Origin of the sequence: Mesorhizobium sp. LHD-90 (assembly GCF_030929505.1) — a bacterium.
Classification (GTDB): domain Bacteria; phylum Pseudomonadota; class Alphaproteobacteria; order Rhizobiales; family Rhizobiaceae; genus Kumtagia.
The window spans coordinates 21,619-41,704 of record NZ_JAVFVV010000012.1; the positions used below are offsets into that span (position 1 = coordinate 21,619).

Annotated in this window: 15 protein-coding genes; 2 read left to right on the forward strand and 13 right to left on the reverse strand. The window is 64.2% G+C overall.

The annotated features are described in order from the left end of the window. Positions 1-181: 181 nt before the first annotated feature. From RB623_RS17800 to RB623_RS17855, 12 genes are all read right to left on the reverse strand, one after another. Entirely contained in the window at positions 182-1,807 is a 1,626-nt protein-coding gene (locus RB623_RS17800; RefSeq protein ID WP_308058257.1) for an alpha-glucosidase family protein, read from the reverse strand. Further along, positions 1,804-3,801, reverse strand: a complete 1,998-nt coding sequence (gene glgX / locus RB623_RS17805; RefSeq protein ID WP_308058440.1) for a glycogen debranching protein GlgX — start codon at positions 3,799-3,801, stop codon at positions 1,804-1,806. Before glgX ends, RB623_RS17800 begins: the two co-directional genes overlap by 4 nt. A gap of 34 nt (positions 3,802-3,835) precedes the next feature. Continuing rightward, the gene (locus RB623_RS17810; protein ID WP_308058258.1) at positions 3,836-4,177 is read right to left on the reverse strand and encodes a type II toxin-antitoxin system PemK/MazF family toxin; all 342 of its coding nucleotides are present in this window, start codon (positions 4,175-4,177) and stop codon (positions 3,836-3,838) included. Continuing rightward, entirely contained in the window at positions 4,174-4,407 is a 234-nt protein-coding gene (locus RB623_RS17815; protein ID WP_308058259.1) for an antitoxin MazE family protein, read from the reverse strand. Before RB623_RS17815 ends, RB623_RS17810 begins: the two co-directional genes overlap by 4 nt. A gap of 60 nt (positions 4,408-4,467) precedes the next feature. Continuing rightward, entirely contained in the window at positions 4,468-6,090 is a 1,623-nt protein-coding gene (locus RB623_RS17820) for an alpha-D-glucose phosphate-specific phosphoglucomutase (RefSeq protein WP_308058260.1), read from the reverse strand. 3 nt (positions 6,091-6,093) lie between these two features. Next, positions 6,094-7,539 carry a glycogen synthase GlgA gene (glgA, locus tag RB623_RS17825; RefSeq protein WP_308058261.1) on the reverse strand — a complete coding sequence of 482 codons (1,446 nt, stop codon included), beginning with the start codon at positions 7,537-7,539 and terminating at the stop codon, positions 6,094-6,096. 4 nt (positions 7,540-7,543) lie between these two features. Next, positions 7,544-8,806: a glucose-1-phosphate adenylyltransferase gene (glgC, locus tag RB623_RS17830; RefSeq protein WP_308058262.1), complete on the reverse strand. Its 1,263-nt coding sequence runs from the start codon at positions 8,804-8,806 to the stop codon at positions 7,544-7,546. Positions 8,807-8,825: 19 nt separating this feature from the next. Next, positions 8,826-11,042, reverse strand: a complete 2,217-nt coding sequence (gene glgB / locus RB623_RS17835) for a 1,4-alpha-glucan branching protein GlgB (protein WP_308058263.1) — start codon at positions 11,040-11,042, stop codon at positions 8,826-8,828. A 52-nt stretch (positions 11,043-11,094) separates the two neighbouring features. Further along, on the reverse strand, positions 11,095-13,560 hold the full coding sequence (locus RB623_RS17840; RefSeq protein WP_374121702.1) for a glycogen/starch/alpha-glucan phosphorylase: 2,466 nt from the start codon (positions 13,558-13,560) through the stop codon (positions 11,095-11,097). A 141-nt stretch (positions 13,561-13,701) separates the two neighbouring features. Further along, complete coding sequence (locus RB623_RS17845; protein ID WP_308058265.1) at positions 13,702-14,487, reverse strand: ATP-binding cassette domain-containing protein; 786 nt, start codon at positions 14,485-14,487, stop codon at positions 13,702-13,704. Next, on the reverse strand, positions 14,484-15,599 hold the full coding sequence (locus RB623_RS17850) for an ABC transporter permease (RefSeq protein WP_308058266.1): 1,116 nt from the start codon (positions 15,597-15,599) through the stop codon (positions 14,484-14,486). The genes RB623_RS17845 and RB623_RS17850 overlap by 4 nt, the downstream gene beginning before the upstream one ends. 95 nt (positions 15,600-15,694) lie before the next feature. Further along, the gene (locus RB623_RS17855) at positions 15,695-16,693 is read right to left on the reverse strand and encodes a sugar ABC transporter substrate-binding protein (RefSeq protein ID WP_374121703.1); all 999 of its coding nucleotides are present in this window, start codon (positions 16,691-16,693) and stop codon (positions 15,695-15,697) included. Positions 16,694-16,923: 230 nt separating this feature from the next. Between RB623_RS17855 and RB623_RS17860 the strand changes: the two genes are divergently transcribed. Then, positions 16,924-18,150 carry an ROK family transcriptional regulator gene (locus RB623_RS17860; RefSeq protein ID WP_308058267.1) on the forward strand — a complete coding sequence of 409 codons (1,227 nt, stop codon included), beginning with the start codon at positions 16,924-16,926 and terminating at the stop codon, positions 18,148-18,150. A 111-nt stretch (positions 18,151-18,261) separates the two neighbouring features. Then, positions 18,262-19,185, forward strand: a complete 924-nt coding sequence (locus RB623_RS17865) for a carbohydrate kinase (protein WP_308058268.1) — start codon at positions 18,262-18,264, stop codon at positions 19,183-19,185. Positions 19,186-19,234: 49 nt separating this feature from the next. Here RB623_RS17865 and RB623_RS17870 read toward each other — a convergent pair whose 3' ends face one another. Next, positions 19,235-20,062, reverse strand: coding sequence for a hypothetical protein (locus RB623_RS17870; RefSeq protein WP_308058269.1), 828 nt, complete (start codon positions 20,060-20,062; stop codon positions 19,235-19,237). Between the last annotated feature and the right edge of the window lie 24 nt (positions 20,063-20,086).

A 20,086-nucleotide genomic window follows, 5' to 3' on the forward strand; every position in this document is an offset into this window, starting at 1 on the left:
CGAATGCGGCGCTCTGTCGGCAGCCGCTATGGTGGCGCTGACACTAGCACCCGCAACCACTAATTCAACCATGACGAAGATCACGTGGGGGAAGCCGCCCCCGACACAATCATGTCAGGGGCGAGCGACATGGATGGCTGCGGGGTCGAATGGCGCGTAAGCCCGAAAAATCGTCCTGCGCTCAAGCCAGCCTTCCGACAAAGACGCCCAGCGCCGACAGGCTCAGGGTCGATCCCACTACCCTGCCCTCCGCGCCGGGGAAGTCGATGCTGCTCACACCGGCGACGCTACGAGGCAGGTCGGCGTCCGCCGGAGCGTCGGCAAAATTGAAGGCGCAGAGCAGTTTTTCGTTGCCCGCCTCGCGCGTGAACATCAGCACGTCGCCCGGTGCGTCGAGCAGCTCGACCGAGCCTTTTGTCAGCGCCTGCTCGCCGCGCCGGAATTTCAGCACCTCGCGGTAGCGCGCCAACACCGAACCGGCCGCGTGCTCCTGCTTGTCGACGGCGAGCGCCTTGTGCGCGTCCGGCACCGGCAGCCACGGTTTTCCGGTCGTGAACCCGCCGGCATGCGCATCCGACTCCCAAGGCATCGGGGTGCGGCATCCGTCCCGCCCCTTGAAGCCCGGCCAGAAGCGGATGCCGTAGGGATCGACCAGATCCTCGAAGGCAAGCTCGGCTTCCTCCAGGCCGAGTTCCTCGCCCTCATAGATGCAGATGGAGCCTCGCAGGCAGGCGAGCAGCGCGATGGCGAACTTAGCCATGGCCTCGGGCGACCCGGCGGGTTTCGTCCAGCGGGTGACATGGCGGATAACGTCGTGGTTCGAAAACGCCCAGCAGATCCAGCCATCGGTGACGGAGGTCTCGAAAGCCTTGATGCATTTTCTCACATGCGCGGCGGAAAAATCCGGTCCCAGCATGTCGAAAGTGTAGGACATGTTGAGCTTGTCGCCGCCCGACGTATAGGCCGCGACCGTCTTCAGCGACCGCTTGCCGTCGCCCACTTCGCCGACAGAGGCGCGGTCGGCATATTGGTCGAGCAAGGCCCTGAACCGCCTGAGGAACGCGAGATTCTCCGGCCGCGTCTTGTCGAACAGATGGTTCTGGTACTCGTAGGGATTGGTCTGTTTCGCCTTCGCCGCCTTGCTCAGCTTGAGCGGCGGGTTGTCGCGCAGGTTCTGGTCGTGGACGTAGAAATTCACGGTGTCGAGACGAAAGCCGTCGACATCGCGATCCAGCCAGAATTTTACCGCCGCCAGCAGCGCGTCCTGCACCTGCGGGTTGTGGAAATTGAGATCGGGCTGCGAGGCGAGGAAATTGTGCAGGTAATACTGCTTGCGCACCGAATCCCATTCCCAGGCGGGCCCGCCGAAAATCGACAGCCAGTTGTTGGGCGCCGAGCCGTCCGGCTTCGGGTCGGCCCAGACATACCAGTCGGCCTTCGGATTCTTGCGGCTCGACCGGCTTTCGACGAACCACGGATGCCTGTCCGAGGAATGCGACAGCACCTGGTCGATGACGATCCTGAGACCCAGCCGGTGCGCCTCGGCGATCATCTTGTCGAAATCGGCCAGCGTGCCGAACATCGGGTCGACGTCGCAATAGTCCGACACGTCGTATCCCATGTCGGCCATGGGCGACTTGAAGAACGGCGACAGCCAGACGGCATCGACGCCCAGTGAGGCGATGTGGGCGAGCCGGCGCGTGATGCCGTTGAGGTCGCCGCTGCCGTCGCCGGTCGTGTCCTGATAGGAGCGCGGATAGACCTGGTAGATCGCGCAGCCGCGCCACCAATCCGACGATGCAGTCATTCGGCTTTCTCCACAAAACACAGGCAGGTGCGGCCGGGCGCTACCAGCGGCGCTTGCCCGTTAGCGGCGGTGCCCAAAACCTCGGCCCAGCGGAACCCCGGCCGCGCCGGCAAAGTAATGCTGGAGGCGTGGCGGTCGCCGTTGATGACGACGGCGACGCGAGCGGCGTCCTCGCCGGCCAGCACCATGGTCAGGCGGCTGTGGCCAGGGTCGTTCCAGTCCTGCTCGGTCATCGGCTGGCCAGCCTCCGTCAGCCATTCGACATCGAGAAATTCTCCTCCGGCGGCCGTGCCGGTCAGGAAGGTGCAATCGCGCAGGACGACAAGCCTTTTGCGCAGCGCGGCGAGTTCGAAGGCATATTTTTCCAGTTCGCGGTCCCGCCCCGCCCAGTCGAGCCAGAACGCTTCATTGTCCTGCGCATAGGCATTGTTGTTGCCGTGCTGCGTGCGGCCGAACTCGTCGCCAGCGGTCAGCATGATCGTGCCGCGCGAGAAGAACAGCGTCGCCAGCAGCGCCTTCAGGTCGCGCCGGCGTTCGGCAAGGATCGAGGCGTCGGTGGTTTCGCCCTCGACGCCGTTGTTCCAGGAAAAATTCTCGTTGTGGCCGTCGCGGTTCATCTCGCCATTGGCCTCGTTGTGCTTGCGCTCGTAGGCGACGAGATCGGCGAGCGAAAATCCGTCATGCGCGGCGATGAAGTTTACGGTGCGGGTCGTCGTGCCCTTGAACACATCGGAAGAGCCGGCCAGCCGCGTCGCCAGCGGGCCGACCGTGCCGCGGTCGCGACGCCAGAAGCGTCTGATATCGTCGCGATACCGGTCGTTCCATTCGAGGAACTGTGCTGGAAAATTGCCGAGCTGATATCCGTCCGGGCCGATGTCCCACGGCTCGGCGATCATCACGCGGTCCTTGAGAACCGGGTCCTCCCGCAACGCAGCCAGCAGCGGCGCTTCGGGATCGAACCCCTTTGCATCGCGGCCGAGCACGGGCGCAAGGTCGAAGCGGAAACCATCCACCCCGGCGTGTCGAACGAAGTGCCGCAGCGAATCCAGCACCAGGTCGCGCACCACCGGACGGTCGCAGGCAAGCGTGTTGCCGGTTCCCGTATCGTTGACGAGTTTTCCCGGATCATCCGGCGCGTGGCGATAGTAGGTCCCGTTGTCGAGCCCGCGCAGCAACAGCGTCGGCCCGAATTGGTCGCTCTCGCCGGTGTGGTTGAAGACAAGATCGAGGATGACGCCGATGCCGGCTTGCCTGAGCGCCGCAACCGTCTCGCGCAGTTCCTGAATGCCGCCGGGAGCGATGCGCGGATCGAGCGCCATGAAAGAGACGGGGTTGTAACCCCAGGCGTTGGTCAGGCCGAGCGGTCCGAGATGGCGCTCGTCGATCCAGGCCGTCACGGGCATCAGCTCGACGGCCGACACGTTCAGCCTGACGAGATGGTCGATGACCGCCGGATGGGCGAGCGCCGCGATCGTGCCCCGCAGCTTCTCCGGCACATCCGGGTGCAGTTTGGTGAAGGCCCGGACCTGGACCTCGTAGATAAGGCCGCCCGGCGAGAACAGCGGCGGGTTTGGTTCGACCGGCGTCGGCAGGGCGGTCACAACGGCCTTCGGCATCAGCGGCGCCGTGTCGCCGCCCGCGCCGCGCTTTGCCGCCAGCCGCGGGTCGTAGACATAGGGCCGGTCGATCGCGACCGCGTAGGGGTCCATCAGCAACTTGTCCGGATCAAACCACAGGCCTTGATCGGGGGCGTACGGCCCGTCGGCGCGAAAGCCGTATCGCGCGCCGGCCCGCAAGCCGGGCACCGAAACGGACCAGAAGCCACCCTCGCCGCGCTTCATCTCGTGGCGCGCGACTTCGCGCTCGCCCCTGCCGTCGAAGACGGAAACCCACATGCCCTCGCCCGCGTCGGACCAGGTGGCGAAGGTGGTGCGATCATCGCGCGGTACGGCGCCAAGATGTGTAGATGGGAACCCCGGCTTCCAAACGTCCATCACGGTCCCGCACCCGAGAGGATTGCCCGCGACATCAAGCGCTCGAAGTGGTTGTCAAGCCGAGGAACACCAGGAGCGCCCGGTCCAGCCGGTCGAGGTGTTCGCTCTCGAGAATTCCAATGCGCTTGCCAAGCTTGTCGCGCGGCACACCTGCGATCTTGTCCACCATGATGCTCGATGCTTCCCGCAGACCGTTCGACGGAGATTGGTTCACGGCAATTCGATAAAGGGGAGCGTCAACGGCAGTTGTCGTGAAAGTACAGACGACGATGGAGGCCGTCCCATCAAAGCTGTCTTCCTGGACGACGACCGCCGGTCGCGGCTTGCGCGCATAGTCGCCCCCTCCGGTCAATGTCCATATCTCTCCGCGCTTCAATCGTCATCGTCCTGCCAGATGGCAGCCACCGAATCGATGAAGGCTTGATCTCTCTTTTCCCCCGAGCCGCGGGAAACCGCCAGCGACTGCCGGTGTGCCTCTCGTTTGAATGCTTCCGAGGTCACATCAGGCACCCAGAATTGGACAAGCTTCAGCCCCTGTGCGCGCTGACGCGCCCGGAACTCACGCACTCGTTCAGCAGAACTTTTCGGTCTGGATGAAGTGCCCACCACGCCGGCTCCTGTCGTTACATGTAACCTAGGGCGGGAGCGGCAACTCGTCCAGTCTCGTCACGTAATGACGCTCGGCTTGTTGCGGCCGGTGTGGCTGCGGATGCCGGCGATATCGTCGGCCGCGCCGATCAGGTCGGCAAGCGCCTCCTGGGTGTCGAGGTCGAGCCGGTCCTTCTCGTAGCGTTCGACATAGAGCCGCAGCGTCGCCCCCGAAGTGCCCGTGCCGGAGAGCCGGACGACAAAACGCGAGCCGCCCTCGAACAGCACGCGGATGCCCTGGTGCTCGCTGATCGAGCCGTCGACCGGGTCGTGATAGGCAAAGTCGTCCGCCTTCTCGACCGTCAGCCCGCGGACCTTCGTGCCTTTTAGCGTATCGAGCTTTTCGCGCAATTCAGAGACGAGCCGGTTGGCGGCGTCGGAATCGACTTCCTCATAGTCGTGGCGCGAATAATAGTTGCGGCCAAAGGTCGCCCAGTGTTTCTCGGCGATCTGCCTGGCGCTCTCCTTGCGGACCGCAAGGATGTTCAGCCACAGCAGCACCGCCCACAGCCCGTCCTTCTCGCGCACATGGTCGGAGCCGGTGCCGGCGCTTTCCTCGCCGCAGATCGTCGCCATGCCGGCATCGAGCAGGTTGCCGAAAAACTTCCAGCCGGTGGGAGTCTCGTACATGCCCACGCCGAGCTTTTCGGCCACACGGTCGGCCGCGCCGCTGGTCGGCATGGAGCGGGCGATGCCCTTCAGGCCGGCCTTGTAGCCGGGCGCCAGATGCGCGTTGGCGGCGAGCATGGCGAGCGAATCCGACGGTGGAATGAAGATGCCCTTGGCGATGATCAGGTTGCGATCGCCGTCGCCGTCCGAGGCGGCGCCGAAATCCGGTGCGTTCGGCCCCATCATCTCGTCATATAGATGTTTGGCGTGGACGAGGTTCGGGTCGGGATGATGTCCGCCGAAATCTTCCAGCGGCCTGAAATTGCGCGCCGTGCCATTCGCGGCACCCAGCCGGTTCTCGAGGATTTCCTTGGCGTAGGGACCGGTCACGGCATGCATCGCGTCGAAACGCATGCGGAAGCCGCCGGCGAACAGCGCGCGGATTGCGCCGAAATCGAACAGGCTCTCCATCAGTTCGGCGTAGTCCTTGACCGGATCGATGACGTCGACGGTCATGCCGGCCACATCAAAGGTTTTCACCGTATCGATATCCACCTCGCCGGTCTCGGCGATCTTGTAGCTTTTGATCGCCTTGGTGCGCGCGAAGATGGCGTCCGTGATCTTTTCCGGCGCCGGTCCGCCATTGCCGATGTTGTACTTGATGCCGAAATCCTCGTGCGGGCCGCCGGGATTGTGGCTTGCCGACAGGACCAGTCCTCCGAACGCCTTGTACTTGCGGATGACATTGGAAGCTGCCGGGGTTGAGAGGATGCCGCCCTGGCCGACGATCACCTTGCCGAAACCGTTGGCGGCGGCCATGGCGATCGCCTTCTGGATCACCTCGCGGTTGAAGTAGCGGCCGTCGCCGCCGATCACCAGCGTCTTGCCGGCGAAACCCTCCAGCGCGTCGAACACCGACTGAATGAAGTTTTCCGCATAGTTCTTCTGCTGGAACACCGGCACCTTCTTGCGCAGGCCGGAGGTGCCAGGCTTCTGGTCGGTATAGGGAGTGGTCTCGACGGTGCGTATCATAGCTCAGGCCGCCTTCCTTGCCGCCAGGGATTTGTAGAGGTCCGCATATTTGGCGGCGCTCCTGTGCCAGGAAACGTCCGCCTTCATGCCTTGTTTCTGGATCGAGCCCCAAATCGTCCGATCCGAATGAAGTTCCACCGTGCGCCGCACCGCCTGCAGCAACGCGGCGCCGCTCTCCGGCGCAAACAGCAGCCCAGTCGCCACGCCGGCGGCGACCGCCGCCTCGTTGGCGTCGATGATCGTGTCAGCCAGCCCGCCGGTGCGCGCCACCAGCGGCACGCAGCCATAACGCAGGCCGTAGAGCTGGGTCAGGCCGCAAGGCTCGAAGCGCGACGGGATGACGATGGCGTCGCATCCGCCCTGCATGGTGTGCGACAGCGCTTCGTCATAACCGATCACCACGCCGATGCGTCCCCGATGCCGGGCCGCCGCCGCCAGCAAGGTCCCCTCCAGCCCGGAATCGCCGGAGCCGAGCACCGCCAGCCGCGCGCCTGTCGCGACGATCTCGTCGACGACGCTGGCAAGCACGTCCATGCCCTTCTGCCAGGTCAGGCGGCTGATCACGCAGACGATCGGACCATTGTCGCGCTTGAGATCGAAGCGCTGCTCGACGGCCTGCTTGTTGGCTTCCCTCGCCTTCAGCGCCGTGCGTGAATATGGCGATACCAGGTGCGGATCGGTGGCCGGATCCCAGATGTCGACGTCGATGCCGTTGACAATGCCATGGAGATCGGCGGCGCGGCTGTTGATCAGACCGTCCAGCCCCATGCCGAATTGCGGCGTCCTGATCTCCTGCGCATAAGTCGGGCTCACCGTGGTGATCGCCCAGGCGGATTGCAGGCCCGCCTTCAGATAACCGACGCCGCCGTAATATTCGACGCCGTCCAGCGCCATAGCCTGCGGCGGCAGGCTAAGCTCCGGAAAGATCGAGGCACTGAACTGGCCCTGGAAAGCAAGATTGTGCACGGTGATGGCGGAGGGAACGCCAACCGCCTTGCCGTAGCGCATATAGGCCAGCGTCAGCGCCGCCTGCCAGTCGTGGACATGGACGAGGTCGGGCACATAGCCGGCGATCACGCCGGCGGCGATATCGGCGCCGACCTGGCTGAGTGCCGCGAAGCGCCGCCAGTTGTCCGGCCAGTCCTTGCCGCCGGCATCGCCATAAGGACCGCCGATGCGGTCGAACAGATGCGGTGCGTCGAGCACGAACAGCTCGAGCTCGCCGACTTTTGCGGCATGGACGGCCGCCTTGCCGCCGTGAAGCCCGTCATAGTGATGGACGGGCTTCTTTTTCCTGAACGCCGCCATGACCACCGGATAGCCGGGAACAAGCGTGCGCGTCGTCACGCCATGGCTCGCCAGCGCGATCGGCAGCGCGCCGGTCACGTCGGCCAGACCACCCGTCTTGATCAGCGGGAAGATTTCCGGCGTGACCGCAAGAACCTGCATCGTCTCAACCCAGCCTGTCGATCATCGGCTGGGTGATCAGGCATATGCCCTTCTCCGACACGCGGAACCGCTTGGCGTCGAGGTTGCGGTCCTCGCCGACGACGAGGCCCTCGGGTATGACCACGCCATGGTCCAGCACCGCGCGCTTCAGCCGCGCGTTGCGGCCGACCACGCAATCCGGCAGCATCACCACTTCATCGAGATTGGCGTAGGAATTGATGCGCGCGCCGGTGAAAATCAGGCTGCGCTTCAGCGACGCGCCGGAAACGATGCAGTCGCCCGACACCAGCGACGACACCGCCATGCCGCGCCTGCCATCCTCGTCATGCACGAACTTCGCCGGCGGCTTCAACTCGGCATAGGTCCAGATCGGCCAATCACGGTCGTAGAGATCGAGTTCGGGCGTCACGTCGGTCAGGTCGATATTGGCCTCCCAATAGGCATCTACCGTGCCGACGTCGCGCCAGTAGGCCTCGTTCTCGGCGCTGGAGCGGACGCAGGATTTGGTGAAACGATGCGCCACCGCTTTTCCGTGGTCGACGATGTAGGGGATGATGTCCTTGCCGAAGTCGCGGCTGGAACTGGAGTCGGCTGCATCGCGGCGCAACTGGTCCATCAGGAACTTCGTCTTGAAGACATAGATGCCCATCGAGGCGAGCGCATAGTCCGGCTTGTCCGGAATGCCGGGTGGGTCGGCCGGCTTCTCGATGAAGGAGATGATGGTGTCCTTGGTGTCGACATGCATGACCCCGAAGCCCGTCGCCTCCATACGCGGCACCTCCAGGCAGCCGACGGTCACGTCGGCTGCCTGGTCGACGTGCTGGCGCAGCATCAGCTCGTAGTCCATCTTGTAGATGTGGTCTCCCGCCAGCACGACCATGAACTCGGGGCCGTAAGCCTCGATGATGTCGATGTTCTGGTAGACGGCGTCGGCGGTGCCCTCGTACCACTGCGTCTCCGAGACGCGCTGGCTGGCGGGCAGGATGTCGAAGCTCTCGTTTCGCTCGGGCCGCAGAAAATTCCAGCCGCGCTGCAGATGGCGGATCAGCGAGTGCGCCTTGTATTGGGTGGCGACCGCCAGACGGCGGATGCCGGAGTTCAGCGCATTGGACAGCGCGAAATCGATGATGCGGGTCTTGCCGCCGAAATAGACGGCGGGTTTCGCTCTTCTGTCGGTCAGTTCCTTGAGGCGGCTCCCCCGGCCGCCCGCGAGCACATAGGCCATGGCGTCGCGCGCCAGCGGCTGGTTTCTCTTCAGCTCCACCATCCAGACCTCCCAAGCTTGTTCATTCCCCTACGAACTCCAGCATGATCGTCGAAAGCGGCGGCAGCAACATCGTTGCCTTCGCCCCCCCGTCCTCCTCGACCAGAGCCTCCACGGCGCCTGCATTTCCCTTGCCGGAGCCGCCATAGTCCGCCGCGTCGGTGTTGATGATCTCCCGCCATTTTCCCGCCTTCGGCACAGGCACGCGATAGAAGTCGCGCTGCAGCGGCGTCAAATTGGAGACGACCACGACCGGATCATGGCCGGGGGCATACCGCGCCCAGGCGAACACGGAATTTTCGCGGTCGTCGACGATCAGCCATTTGAACCCTTCGGGCTCGCAGTCGCGTGCATGCAGCGCCGGGCGCGAGCGGTAGAGGGTGTTGAGATCGCGCACGATGGCATGCACGCCGCGATGCGGCGCGTAGTCGAACATGAACCAGTCGAGCGCGCGTGCCTCGCTCCATTCGCGGCGCTGGGCGAATTCCTGGCCCATGAACAGCAGCTTCTTGCCGGGATACCCCCACATGAAAGCGTAGTAGGCGCGCAGCGTCGCGAATTTCTGCCAGTCGTCGCCCGCCATCTTGCCGATCAGGGTGCCCTTGCCGTGCACCACCTCGTCATGGGAAAGCGGCAGCACGAAATTCTCGCTGAAGGCGTACATCAGACCGAAGGTGATCTGGTCGTGATGGTGTTTCCTGAAGATCGGCTCCTTGGCGAAATACTCCAAAGTGTCGTGCATGAAACCCATGTTCCATTTGAAGCCGAAGCCCAGCCCGCCTTCATGAACCGGCTGCGAGACTTTCGGCCACGAGGTCGACTCTTCCGCGATGGTGACGACACCGGGATAGTTGCCGTAAACCGCCTTGTTCATGGTCTGGAGGAATTTCACCGCCTCCAGGTTTTCCCGCCCGCCCTTCTCGTTGGGGATCCATTCGCCCTGCTTGCGCGAATAGTCGAGGTAGAGCATCGAGGCGACCGCATCGACGCGCAGCCCGTCGAGATGGAATTTTTCGGCCCAGTAGAGCGCGTTGTTGACAAGATACGACACCACCTCGCGCCGGCCGAAATTATAGATGGCGGTGTTCCAGTCCGGGTGGAAGCCCTTTCGCGGGTCGGCGTGCTCGTAGAGCGCGGTGCCGTCGAACCAGATCAGGCCGTGCTCGTCCACCGGGAAATGCGCCGGCACCCAGTCCAAAATGACGCCGATGCCGGCCCGGTGCGCACCGTCGACGAAACGCGCGAATCCTTCCTGGTCGCCGAAACGCGAGGTCGGCGCGTAGAGCCCGGTGGTCTGGTAACCCCATGACGGGTCGTAGGGATGCTCAGTGATCGGCAGGAACTCGATATGGGTGAAGCCGGTGTCAACGACATAAGGAATCAATCGATCGGCGAGCTCGTCCCAGTTCAGGAAGGTGCCGTCGTCGCGCAACTGCCACGAGCCGGCATGCACCTCGTAGATTGACATCGGCTCGCGCCGCGCATTGGCGCTTGCCCAATACGCGCGATGCGCCTCGTCGCCCCATTCGTGCGACAGCGGCGCGGTGGTGACGGAGGCGGTGGCCGGACGCAGTTCGGAATGAAAGGCGAAGGGATCGGCCTTCAGCGGCAGCCTCTGTCCTTTCGGCCCGATGATCTCGAACTTGTACGCCCTGCCCGCGCCGATGTCGGGCAGAAAAATCTCCCAGATGCCGGTGTCCTGGCGGAACCGCATCGGATGGCGGCGGCCGTCCCAGTCGTTGAAGTCGCCGACCACGGAGACGCGCCGCGCGTTCGGCGCCCACACCGCGAAATGCACGCCGGAAGCGCCCTCGTGCTCGATCAGATGCGCGCCAAGCTTGTCGAAAAGCCTCAGATGCGTGCCCTCGGCGATGTAATAATCGTCCATCGGCCCCAGCACCGGACCGAAGGAGAAGGGATCGGTCACCCACCAGTCGCCGCCGGCGTTGCGAGCCTGGTATTTCAGCGGCTGGCGTTTACGGATCGACAGACTACCTTCGAAGAAGCCGGCATCGTGGCGGCGCGCAAGCTCACCCGCCTTCTTGCCGGCGAGCGTATAGGCCGTGACAGTCTCGGCATGCGGCACGAAGCAGCGCGCGACGAAACCCGTCTCGCCCTTCTGCAGCCCCAGCACCGCGAAAGCATCGTGGTGCCGGCCGGCGACGATCGCGTCGACGTCTCCTTGTGCAGCCGTGCTCTCCGACTTCGGAGCCGCCGTCTTGCGAGGCGCCTGCTTCATCCTTCCTCCCTTCGGCGACCGCTGCTCTGACGGCAGCTTTCCCGAAACCAGCTTACAGGGGAACGCCCCAGATCTCCTTGGCATATTGACGGATCGTCCGGTCGGACGAGAACCAACCGACGCGCGCGACATTGTGGATCGCCCTGCGGTGCCAGTCGGGGCTGTTGCGCCATACCGTGTCGACCTCCCGCTGCGTGTCGGCATAGGCGTCGAAGTCGGCGGCGACCATGAACCAGTCGCTCTGGAAGATGCCGTCGATCAGCGCCCGATAGCGATCCGACTCCTCCGGGCAAAACACGCCGGACGAGATGGCTGCCAGCGCCTGCGACAGTTCCGGCGATTTCTCGATCAGTTCGCGCGGCTGGTAGCCGTTGGCGCGGCGGTCCGCCACCTCGTTGGCCTTGAGCCCGAAGATGAAGATGTTGTCATCGCCGACGCATTCCTTGATCTCGACATTGGCGCCGTCGAGGGTTCCGATGGTGAGCGCACCGTTCAACGCGAACTTCATGTTGCCGGTGCCGGACGCCTCCATGCCGGCGGTCGATATCTGCTCCGACAGGTCGGCGGCCGGCATCATCACCTCGGCCAGGCTGACATTGTAGTTCGGCATGAACACGACCTTGAGCAGGCCGCGCACGGCGGGATCGCGGTTGATGACGCGCGCCACGTCGTTGGCGAGTTTGATGATCAGCTTGGCGTTGTGATAGCTGGGCGCGGCCTTGCCGCCGAAGAATTTTACGCGCGGCATCCATTCCCGCTCGGGATGCGAGCGGATCTGGTCGTAGAGCGCGACGGCCTCGACGATGTTGAGCAGTTGCCTCTTGTATTCATGGATGCGCTTGATCTGGATGTCGAACAGCGCCGACGGGTCGACGCGGATGCCCAGCCGTTCCGCGGTGAGCGAGGCCAGCTTCTCCTTGTTCGCCCGCTTCACCGCCGCGAATTTCTCGCGGAAGGCGGCGTCGTCGGCAAAACGGTCGAGTTCCTTCAACAGTTCGACGTCGTCGAGGAATTTTTCGCCGATCGCCTCGCGGATGAGGCCCGTCAGACCCTGGTTGCTCTGGAACAGCCAGCGGCGCGGCGTGATGCCGTTGGTCTTGTTGTTGATGCGGTCGGGATAGAGCTTGTGGAGGTCGGCGAACACCGTCTCCTTCATCAACTCGGTATGCAGCGCCGACACGCCGTTGATCGAATGCGAGCCGACGAAAGCAAGATTGCCCATGCGCACGCGGCGGTCGCCGTCCTCCTGGATCAGCGAGATGCGCCGCACCTGCTCGTCGCCGAAGCGGCCGATGGCGCGCGCCTCGAGCAGCACCTCAGCGTTGATGGCGTAGATGATCTGCATGTGGCGCGGCAGCAGCCGCTCGAACAGCCGCACCGGCCAGCTTTCCAGCGCCTCGGGCAGCAGCGTGTGGTTGGTGTAGGCGAAGGTGCCCTTGGTGATCGCCCACGCCTTGTCGAAGTCGATGCCGTGCACGTCCATCAGCAGCCGCATCAGTTCGGCGACCGCCACCGACGGGTGCGTGTCGTTCAAATGCACCGCCGCCTTGTCAGGCAGCGAGGCCAGGTCGCCATAGGCACTGATGTGGCGCTGCACGATGTCCTGCAGGGAAGCGGCGGAGAAGAAATACTCCTGCCGCAGCCGCAGTTCCTGGCCGGCCTGGTGGGAATCCGCCGGATACAGCACACGCGAAAGGGCGTCCGCCTTGTTGCTTTCGGCGAGCGCGCCGATATGGTCGCCGGCGTTGAAGGCCGCCAGCAGGATCGGGTCGACCGGGAAACCCGACCACAGGCGCAGCGTGTTGACCCGGTTGCCGCGCCAGCCCACCACCGGCGTGTCGTAGGCGACCGCCAGCACGCGCTCCTGCGGCTTCCACACATGGCGCTCCAGCCGACCCGACTTGTCGGTGATCGACTCGACTGCGCCGCCGAAGCCGATCTCGAAGGAGCGCTCGCGCCGCTCGAATTCCCACGGATTGCCGTGGTCGAGCCAGGTTTCCGGCAGTTCCACCTGCCAGCCGTCGTGGATTTCCTGGCGGAACATGCCGTTGACGTAGCGGATGCCGTAGCCGTGGCCGGGCACGCCGACGGTGGCCATCGATTCCATGAAGCAGGCAGCCAGACGCCCCAGGCCGCCATTGCCGAGCGCGGCATCCGGCTCCAGCGTGGCGATCAGGTCGATGTTGACGCCGAGCGTCGAAAGCGCGGAGCGCATGTCGTCCATCAGGCCCATGTTGGAGAAGGCATCCCGCATCAGCCGGCCGATCAGGAACTCGAGCGACAGGTAATAGACACGCTTCTTGCCGTGCTCGTAGGTTTCCTTGGTGGACTCGATCCATTGGTCGATGATGCGGTCGCGCACAGTCTTGATGGCCGCGGTCAGCCAGTCGTACTGCGTGGCGACGGAAGGGTCCTTGCCGACGCGATAGCGCAACACGCTGAGAATGTCCGCCGCCAGCGTCTTGGGGTCGGACTTCAGGTTTTCGGGAAAGATTTCGGGCGCCATAGCTTTCAACATCATACCCCACGGGTTGGCGCTCGCTCGCTTCCGAGCGCCAGTTGATCGGCTACCTCCCGCTTCCATGCTAGCGGAAGCGGCAGGATGTTCAATCGATTAGAAGCGGATGACGCCAGTTTTTGTTGCGCGACTCTGTCGCGTCTAGGCTGCAAGCGCTTCCTCGGGCGGCTTCTTGGCGCCGGTCATCAGGGCAACGGCGTCCGACATCGAGATCACCTTGGGGTCGACGACACAAAGCCGCCTTCCCAGCCGGTGTATGTGGATGCGGTCGGCCACCTCGAAGACATGCGGCATGTTGTGCGAGATCAGCACGATCGGCAGGCCCCGGCGCTTCACGTCGAGGATGAGCTCCAGCACCCGGCGGCTTTCCTTGACGCCCAAGGCGGCCGTCGGCTCGTCCATGATCACCACTTTCGACCCGAACGCCGCCGCACGCGCCACCGCTACGCCTTGGCGCTGGCCGCCGGACAGCGTCTCCACCGCCTGGTTGATGTTCTGGATGGTCATCAAACCCAGTTCGGAGAGCTTGTCGCGCGCCCGCTTTTCCATGGCCTTGCGGTCGAGCATGCGGAACCAGCGTCCCCGGAAGCCGGGTTTGCGGAGTTCGCGCCCGAGGAACATGTTGTCGGCGATAGAAAGCGCCGGCGAAAGCGCGAGGTTCTGGTAGACGGTCTCGATGCCGGCATCGCGGGCATCCATCGGCGATTTGAAATGCACCGGCTTGCCATCCAGCAGGATCTCGCCTTCGTCGGGGACGACCGCCCCCGACATTGCCTTGATCAGCGTCGACTTGCCGGCGCCATTGTCGCCGATGACGGCAAGGATCTCGTTGCGCCGCAAATCGAAGTCGGCGTTGTTGATGGCCACTACGCGGCCATAGCGCTTGTGCAGCCCCCTGCCCTGGAGGATGATGTCGCTGTCGCTCATGCGGAAATCTTCCTGATCCACTGGTCGATGGTCACGGCCACGATGATGAGCACCCCGACCGCGAAATCCTGCCAGAGCAGCGCGAGCCCGGAGAGAGCCAGGCCGTTGCGGAACACGCCGACGATCAGCGCGCCGAACAGCGTGCCGAGGATAGAGCCGCGCCCGCCGAACAGGCTGGTGCCGCCGATCACCACGGCGGTGATGGAGTCGAGGTTGGCGGTCTGCCCCGCCTGGGGGCTCACGCCGCCGATGCGGCCGATCAGCGCCCACGCTCCGACAGCGCAGATCAGGCCAGCCAGCGCATAGACCGCCACCAGCGTGCGGTCCGTGTTGATGCCCGACAGCCGGGCAGCGTCCGGATCGTCGCCGGTCGCATAGACATGGCGGCCGAATGCCGTGCGCGAGAGGACATAGGACAGGACGATCGCGAGCAGGATCATCACGATCGATCCATACGTCACCACCCAGCCCTTGAGGAACGGCAGGTCGAGACCGATGGCGAGGAACAGATCGTAGAGCTTGATCAGTTTGCCGAGCCAGAGCAGGAACGGCGCCGCGGCCTCCATGTCCTGCGACCGGATGGTCTCGCTGTTCGAATACCAAGTGTTGAGCGCCCCGAAGATGCTCCATGTTCCGAGCGTCACGATGAAGGGCGGCAGCCGCAGCCTGGTGATGATAAGGCCATTGAGGAAGCCGCAGGCCAGCCCCACCAGCAGCCCGAGCGGAAAGGCGATGATCACCGGCACGCCATAGGCCACGGCGGTCCGCCCCATGACCACCGAGCAGAGGATCATGATCAGCCCGACGCTGAGGTCGATGCCGGCGGTGAGGATCACCAGCGTCTGGGCCATGCCCAGGATGGCAACGATGGTCACTTGCTGCAGCACCACCGAAAGATTGAGCGGCGACAGGAATTTTCCGGGGGCCACGACCGAAAAGATCACCACGCCGATCAGCAGCACGATCAGAGGTATCGAGGTCGGGTATTGGTGCAGGAAGCCCTGCACCTGCCGCACCACGCCCCGGTGTTCCTCGTCGAAACTGGCGACGGCCTGCTGGCTGCCGGCCAATCCGCGCTCCGCGCCGAAGGAACCTACCGCGTCGTCGCTCATCCGTTGCTCCTCCCTGAGCGCCGATTGCAGAGGGACGCCGCCAAGCGGCGTCCCTCGTGTTGAGAATAGCTGTTAGGCGACGGAGCTGGAAGGTCTCAGCCCCAGCAGAGCTTCAAGCCTTCCTCGACGCTGATCGAGGAGACACCGTCGACCGGCTTGGCGGTGATCAACTGGGCGCCGGTATCGAGGAAGCCAGCCGCCTTGTCGATTTCCGGCAACTTGCCCGAGACGATCGCCTCTAGCGCCATCGCCGCCATCTTCAACGGGTATTGCTGGCTGGTGGCGCCGATCACGCCGGCCTCGACGTTCTTGACGCCGGGGCAGCCGCCGTCGATCGACACGATCATGACGCTGCCGTCGTCCTTGCCGACCGCCTTGAGGGCTTCCCACGCGCCGGCGGCGGCCGGTTCGTTGATCGTGTAGACGACGTTCACGTCCGGGCATTTCTGCAGGGCGTTCTCCATCGCCGTGCGGCCCTTTTCCTGGTCGCCCTGGCTGATTTCATGCGTGCAGATGCGCTTGTCGTCCTCGTCGCCGTACTTGTTCGGGTCCTTAACGTCGATGCCGAAACCCTGCATGAAGCCCTGGTCGCGCAGGAAGTCGACGGTCGGCTGGTTGGTGGCGAGGTCGAGGAAGACGATGGAGGCGTCCGCCGCCTTGTCGCCCAGCGTGCCCTTGGCCCACTCGCCGATCAACTGGCCGGCCTTGCGGTTGTCGGTGGCAAAGGTGGCGTCGGCCGCGTCCATCGGGTCGAGCGGCGTGTCGAGCACGATCACCATCAGACCGGCGTCACGCGCCTTCTTGATGGTCGGCACGATTGCCTTGCTGTCGGACGGCACGATGGCAAAACCCTTGGCGCCGGCCGAGATCAGGTTCTCGATCGCGGCGACCTGCCCGTCATTGTCGCCGTCGAACTTGCCGGCGGCGGTGATCAGGGTTACGCCCAGTTCCTTCGCCTTGGCCTCGGCGCCTTCGCGCATCTTGACGAAGAAGGGATTGGTCTCCGTCTTGGTGATCAGCCCGACGGTGTCGGCGGCATGGGCCGAGGCGACGAGCGCGACGAGCGCCGACGCGGCGAACACGGTTGTCTTCAAAAATGAGAACTTGCTCACGATTATCCTCCCAGTGGAAAAACGACCAGGCGCCCTTGCTGGAGCGCCGAACGGACTTCGCGGCCGTGGCCCCGATCGTCCTCGGTCAGCCAACAAGATCATGCAGGCTTTGTCAATAATTAAATCACTCTTATTTATTATTGACAGCCATCGGCGACGTGATCATGCTTGGTGGCAAAACCGTTGAACACGACCCTCGGGAGGAGGAGCCTTTGGAGACCGGCGGCATCAAGCTCGGCTCCCGGGAACTTGGCGACAGCCGATTCCAACTGGGCACCAATCAAAGCGGCATGCGCGCGCACAATGAGCGCCTCGTGTTTTCGCTGCTGCGTCAGCATGGCAGCCTGGCAAAATCCGACATCGCCCGCATGACCAAACTCTCGGCGCAGACGGTCTCCGTCATCATGCGCGAGCTGGAGCAGGACGGGCTGCTGCTGCGGGAAGAACCGATCCGCGGCAAGATCGGCCAGCCTTCCGTGCCGATGTCGCTCGACCCGGAGGGCGCCTTCTTCCTCGGCCTGAAGATCGGGCGCAGAAGCGCTGAGCTGGTGCTGATCGACTTCGTCGGTACGGTGCGCGCCATGCTGCACAGCTCCTACCTCTACCCTGCCCCGGACGCGACCATGATTTTTGCGCGGGACGGCATCCGGTCCCTGCGAGCGAACCTGTCGCCCGAACAGGACCGCCGCATCGCCGGACTGGGCATCGCCATGCCGTTCGAGATCTGGAACTGGGCGGACACCGTCGGCGCGCCGCGCGGCGCCATGGACCAATGGCGCAGCCTCGACATCCGCGCCGAACTCCAGGCGGAACTCGGCTTCCCGGTCTATCTGCAGAACGACGCGACGTCGGCCTGCGGCGCGGAACTTGTGTTCGGCCGCATCGGCGGCCTGCGCAATTTCATCTATTTCTACATCGGCGCCTTCGCCGGCGGCGGCGTGGTGCTCAATGGCAGGCTTTACGGCGGGCCGACCGGCAATGCCGGCGCGCTGGGATCGATGCCCGTTCCCGGCGTCGACGGGCGGCCCGCACAATTGATCGACGTCGCCTCCATCGCCATCCTCGAATTGGCGCTCAAGCGGCAGGGCCGCGATGCCACATTTCTGTGGACCTCGCCGCAGGACTGGGGCGAGGTCGGCCCGGAACTCGACCGGTGGATCGAGCGCGCCGCCGACGCGCTCGCCTATGCGATCGTCTCGGCCTCCGCCGTCATCGACTTCGAGGCGGCTGTGATCGACGGCTGGATGCCCGCCTCGATCCGAACGCGGCTGGTCGAAACCGTCGCGACGGCGCTGCGCGGCATCGACGTCGAGGGACTGGCGGTCCCGCAGGTGCGCGAAGGGACGGTCGGCATCCATGCCCGGGCGCTCGGCGGCGCCAGCCTGCCGCTGTCGGAGCGTTTCCTGCTGGGCGGCTCGACCCCGTCCAAGGAGGCCTGAGGCCTTGCAGCGCGTGGCACCGACCATGGCCGTTGCGGTGTTCCGGATGCGCCTGTATGGCAGCCGGGCCAGCCGGAAAAACGCAATGATTCCCGAGGGAGTGGGCCAAAAATGATCGTCTGCTGCGGCGAAGCGCTGATCGACATGCTGCCGCGCCAGAGCAGCGACGGCGAAGCCTGCTTCGCGCCCTATGTCGGCGGAGCGGTGTTCAACACGGCGGTGGCACTCGGCCGGCTGGACATCCCGGTTGGTTTTTTCACCGGTATTTCGACCGACTTCTTCGGTGGCTTGTTGAAGGAGGCGCTGAGCGCCAGCAACGTTGTTCTCGACTATGTCAAATTCTCCGACCGGCCGACGACACTTGCTTTCGTGCGGCTGCTGGATGGCCATGCGAGCTACCTGTTCTATGACGAAAGCACCGCCGGACGCATGCTGTTCGAGGAGGATCTTCCAGCGATAGGCGAAGACGTGGAGGCGATGCATTTTTCCTGCATCAGCCTGATCCCGGAGCCCTGCGGCTCAACCTACGAGGCGCTGATGCGCAGGGAAAAAGATAAAAGAATCATGATGTTCGACCCGAACATTCGAAAGAACTTCATCACCGACAAACCCTCCCACCTTGCCCGCATGAAACGCATGCTGGCCTATGCCGACATCGTCAAGCTGTCGGACGAGGACCTCGATTGGTTCGGTGAATCAGGCACCACCGACGAGATCGCCGCGCGCTGGCTCGAACTCGGGCCGAAGCTGATGGTGGTGACCAGAGGCGGCGACGGATTGCTAGCATTTTCAAAGCGTTACAAGGTCTCGACGCCGGCCGAGCGGGTCTCGGTGGTCGACACGGTCGGCGCCGGGGACACGGTCAATGCCGGCATCCTGGCGTCTCTCCGCGACCAGGGCCTTTTGACCAAACAGGCGATTTCGGAGCTGACCGAGGATCAGATCAGGTCGGTGCTCGCCTTCAGCGGCAGGGCGGCGGCAATCACCGTTTCACGCGCCGGCGCCAATCCGCCCTGGCGGCGGGAGATGCAATAGTCAGCTTTCGTTCATCTCGAATCCCTGCCGGCACACCCTCACCGAGATCTCACTCGAAGCCCCACTCCTTCTTGTTCACTTCGGGCACGATCAGCGGCAGGTCGGCGTTCGCATTGCACCGCTTGCGGTCAGCCTCACCGTCGGCGGCTCCCTTCTTGGCCCAGGCGGTGATGGCGTAGTCCGGCGGAAAGGGGCGATTGGCCGTCAGCGCCATCGATTTGAGTTCGCGGTCTCCTCCCGCAATGGTGGCGCGCTTCTGGGCGTCATACCCTTCGGTGACCGTGTTCATCTGCCATTCCCTGGCCTTGGCCATGCAGACATGATGCCTGGCCAGCATATAGTGGGCGGCGGCGGCGAGATTTGAGATCAGCGATGCTCCAGGCGACGCACGCCGCTGGCCGACCAATATCTCGTGCCATGCGACGCTGATCCTGCCGCAGCAATTGGCGTCCGGAAGGCCGGATCGGGCATAATCGGTGCCTTTTGCCTTGTTCTGGATTGCGGCATCCGCGGCGGCCAACGCCTTGTCGATGTATTCCTTCACACCCTGGTCGTCGAGCCGGGTGCAGCCGAGATATTCGCGCCCGTCATTGACCTGCTCGAGTGGTATGCCGAAGTCGCGGATTTCAGCCATCACCACGACGCCGCGGACGAAGCGGACCCGATCAACGCTCGCCTTGCCGACGCCGGACTCGTTCCAAGTGCACCAGTCATGAAAGGTGAACTTGTCGCCCGCGCTCAGGGCCGCGAAGGCGGGCAGCATGTCGAACATCGCCATCCGGAAGAACTTCGCCGCCGCGTCGCCCCATTCGCCACGCAACTCGCGCGAGGCCTTGGCAGCAGCGTCGAGAAACAGTTTCTGATCAGCGACGCCCATGACCAAGTTTCTCCGCTCAGCCAA

Bases quoted from the DNA above. Each gene is read 5' to 3' on its own strand.
- RB623_RS17865 (WP_308058268.1), top strand. From the start codon at position 18,262: ATGATCGTCTGCTGCGGCGAAGCGCTGATCGACATGCTGCCGCGCCAG.
- RB623_RS17870 (WP_308058269.1), bottom strand. From the start codon at position 20,062: ATGGGCGTCGCTGATCAGAAACTGTTTCTCGACGCTGCTGCCAAGGCC.
- RB623_RS17840 (WP_374121702.1), bottom strand. From the start codon at position 13,560: ATGTTGAAAGCTATGGCGCCCGAAATCTTTCCCGAAAACCTGAAGTCC.
- glgX (WP_308058440.1), bottom strand. From the start codon at position 3,801: ATGGACGTTTGGAAGCCGGGGTTCCCATCTACACATCTTGGCGCCGTA.
- glgB (WP_308058263.1), bottom strand. From the start codon at position 11,042: ATGAAGCAGGCGCCTCGCAAGACGGCGGCTCCGAAGTCGGAGAGCACG.
- RB623_RS17845 (WP_308058265.1), bottom strand. From the start codon at position 14,487: ATGAGCGACAGCGACATCATCCTCCAGGGCAGGGGGCTGCACAAGCGC.
- glgC (WP_308058262.1), bottom strand. From the start codon at position 8,806: ATGGTGGAGCTGAAGAGAAACCAGCCGCTGGCGCGCGACGCCATGGCC.
- RB623_RS17800 (WP_308058257.1), bottom strand. From the start codon at position 1,807: ATGACTGCATCGTCGGATTGGTGGCGCGGCTGCGCGATCTACCAGGTC.
- RB623_RS17820 (WP_308058260.1), bottom strand. From the start codon at position 6,090: ATGATACGCACCGTCGAGACCACTCCCTATACCGACCAGAAGCCTGGC.
- glgA (WP_308058261.1), bottom strand. From the start codon at position 7,539: ATGCAGGTTCTTGCGGTCACGCCGGAAATCTTCCCGCTGATCAAGACG.
- RB623_RS17850 (WP_308058266.1), bottom strand. From the start codon at position 15,599: ATGAGCGACGACGCGGTAGGTTCCTTCGGCGCGGAGCGCGGATTGGCC.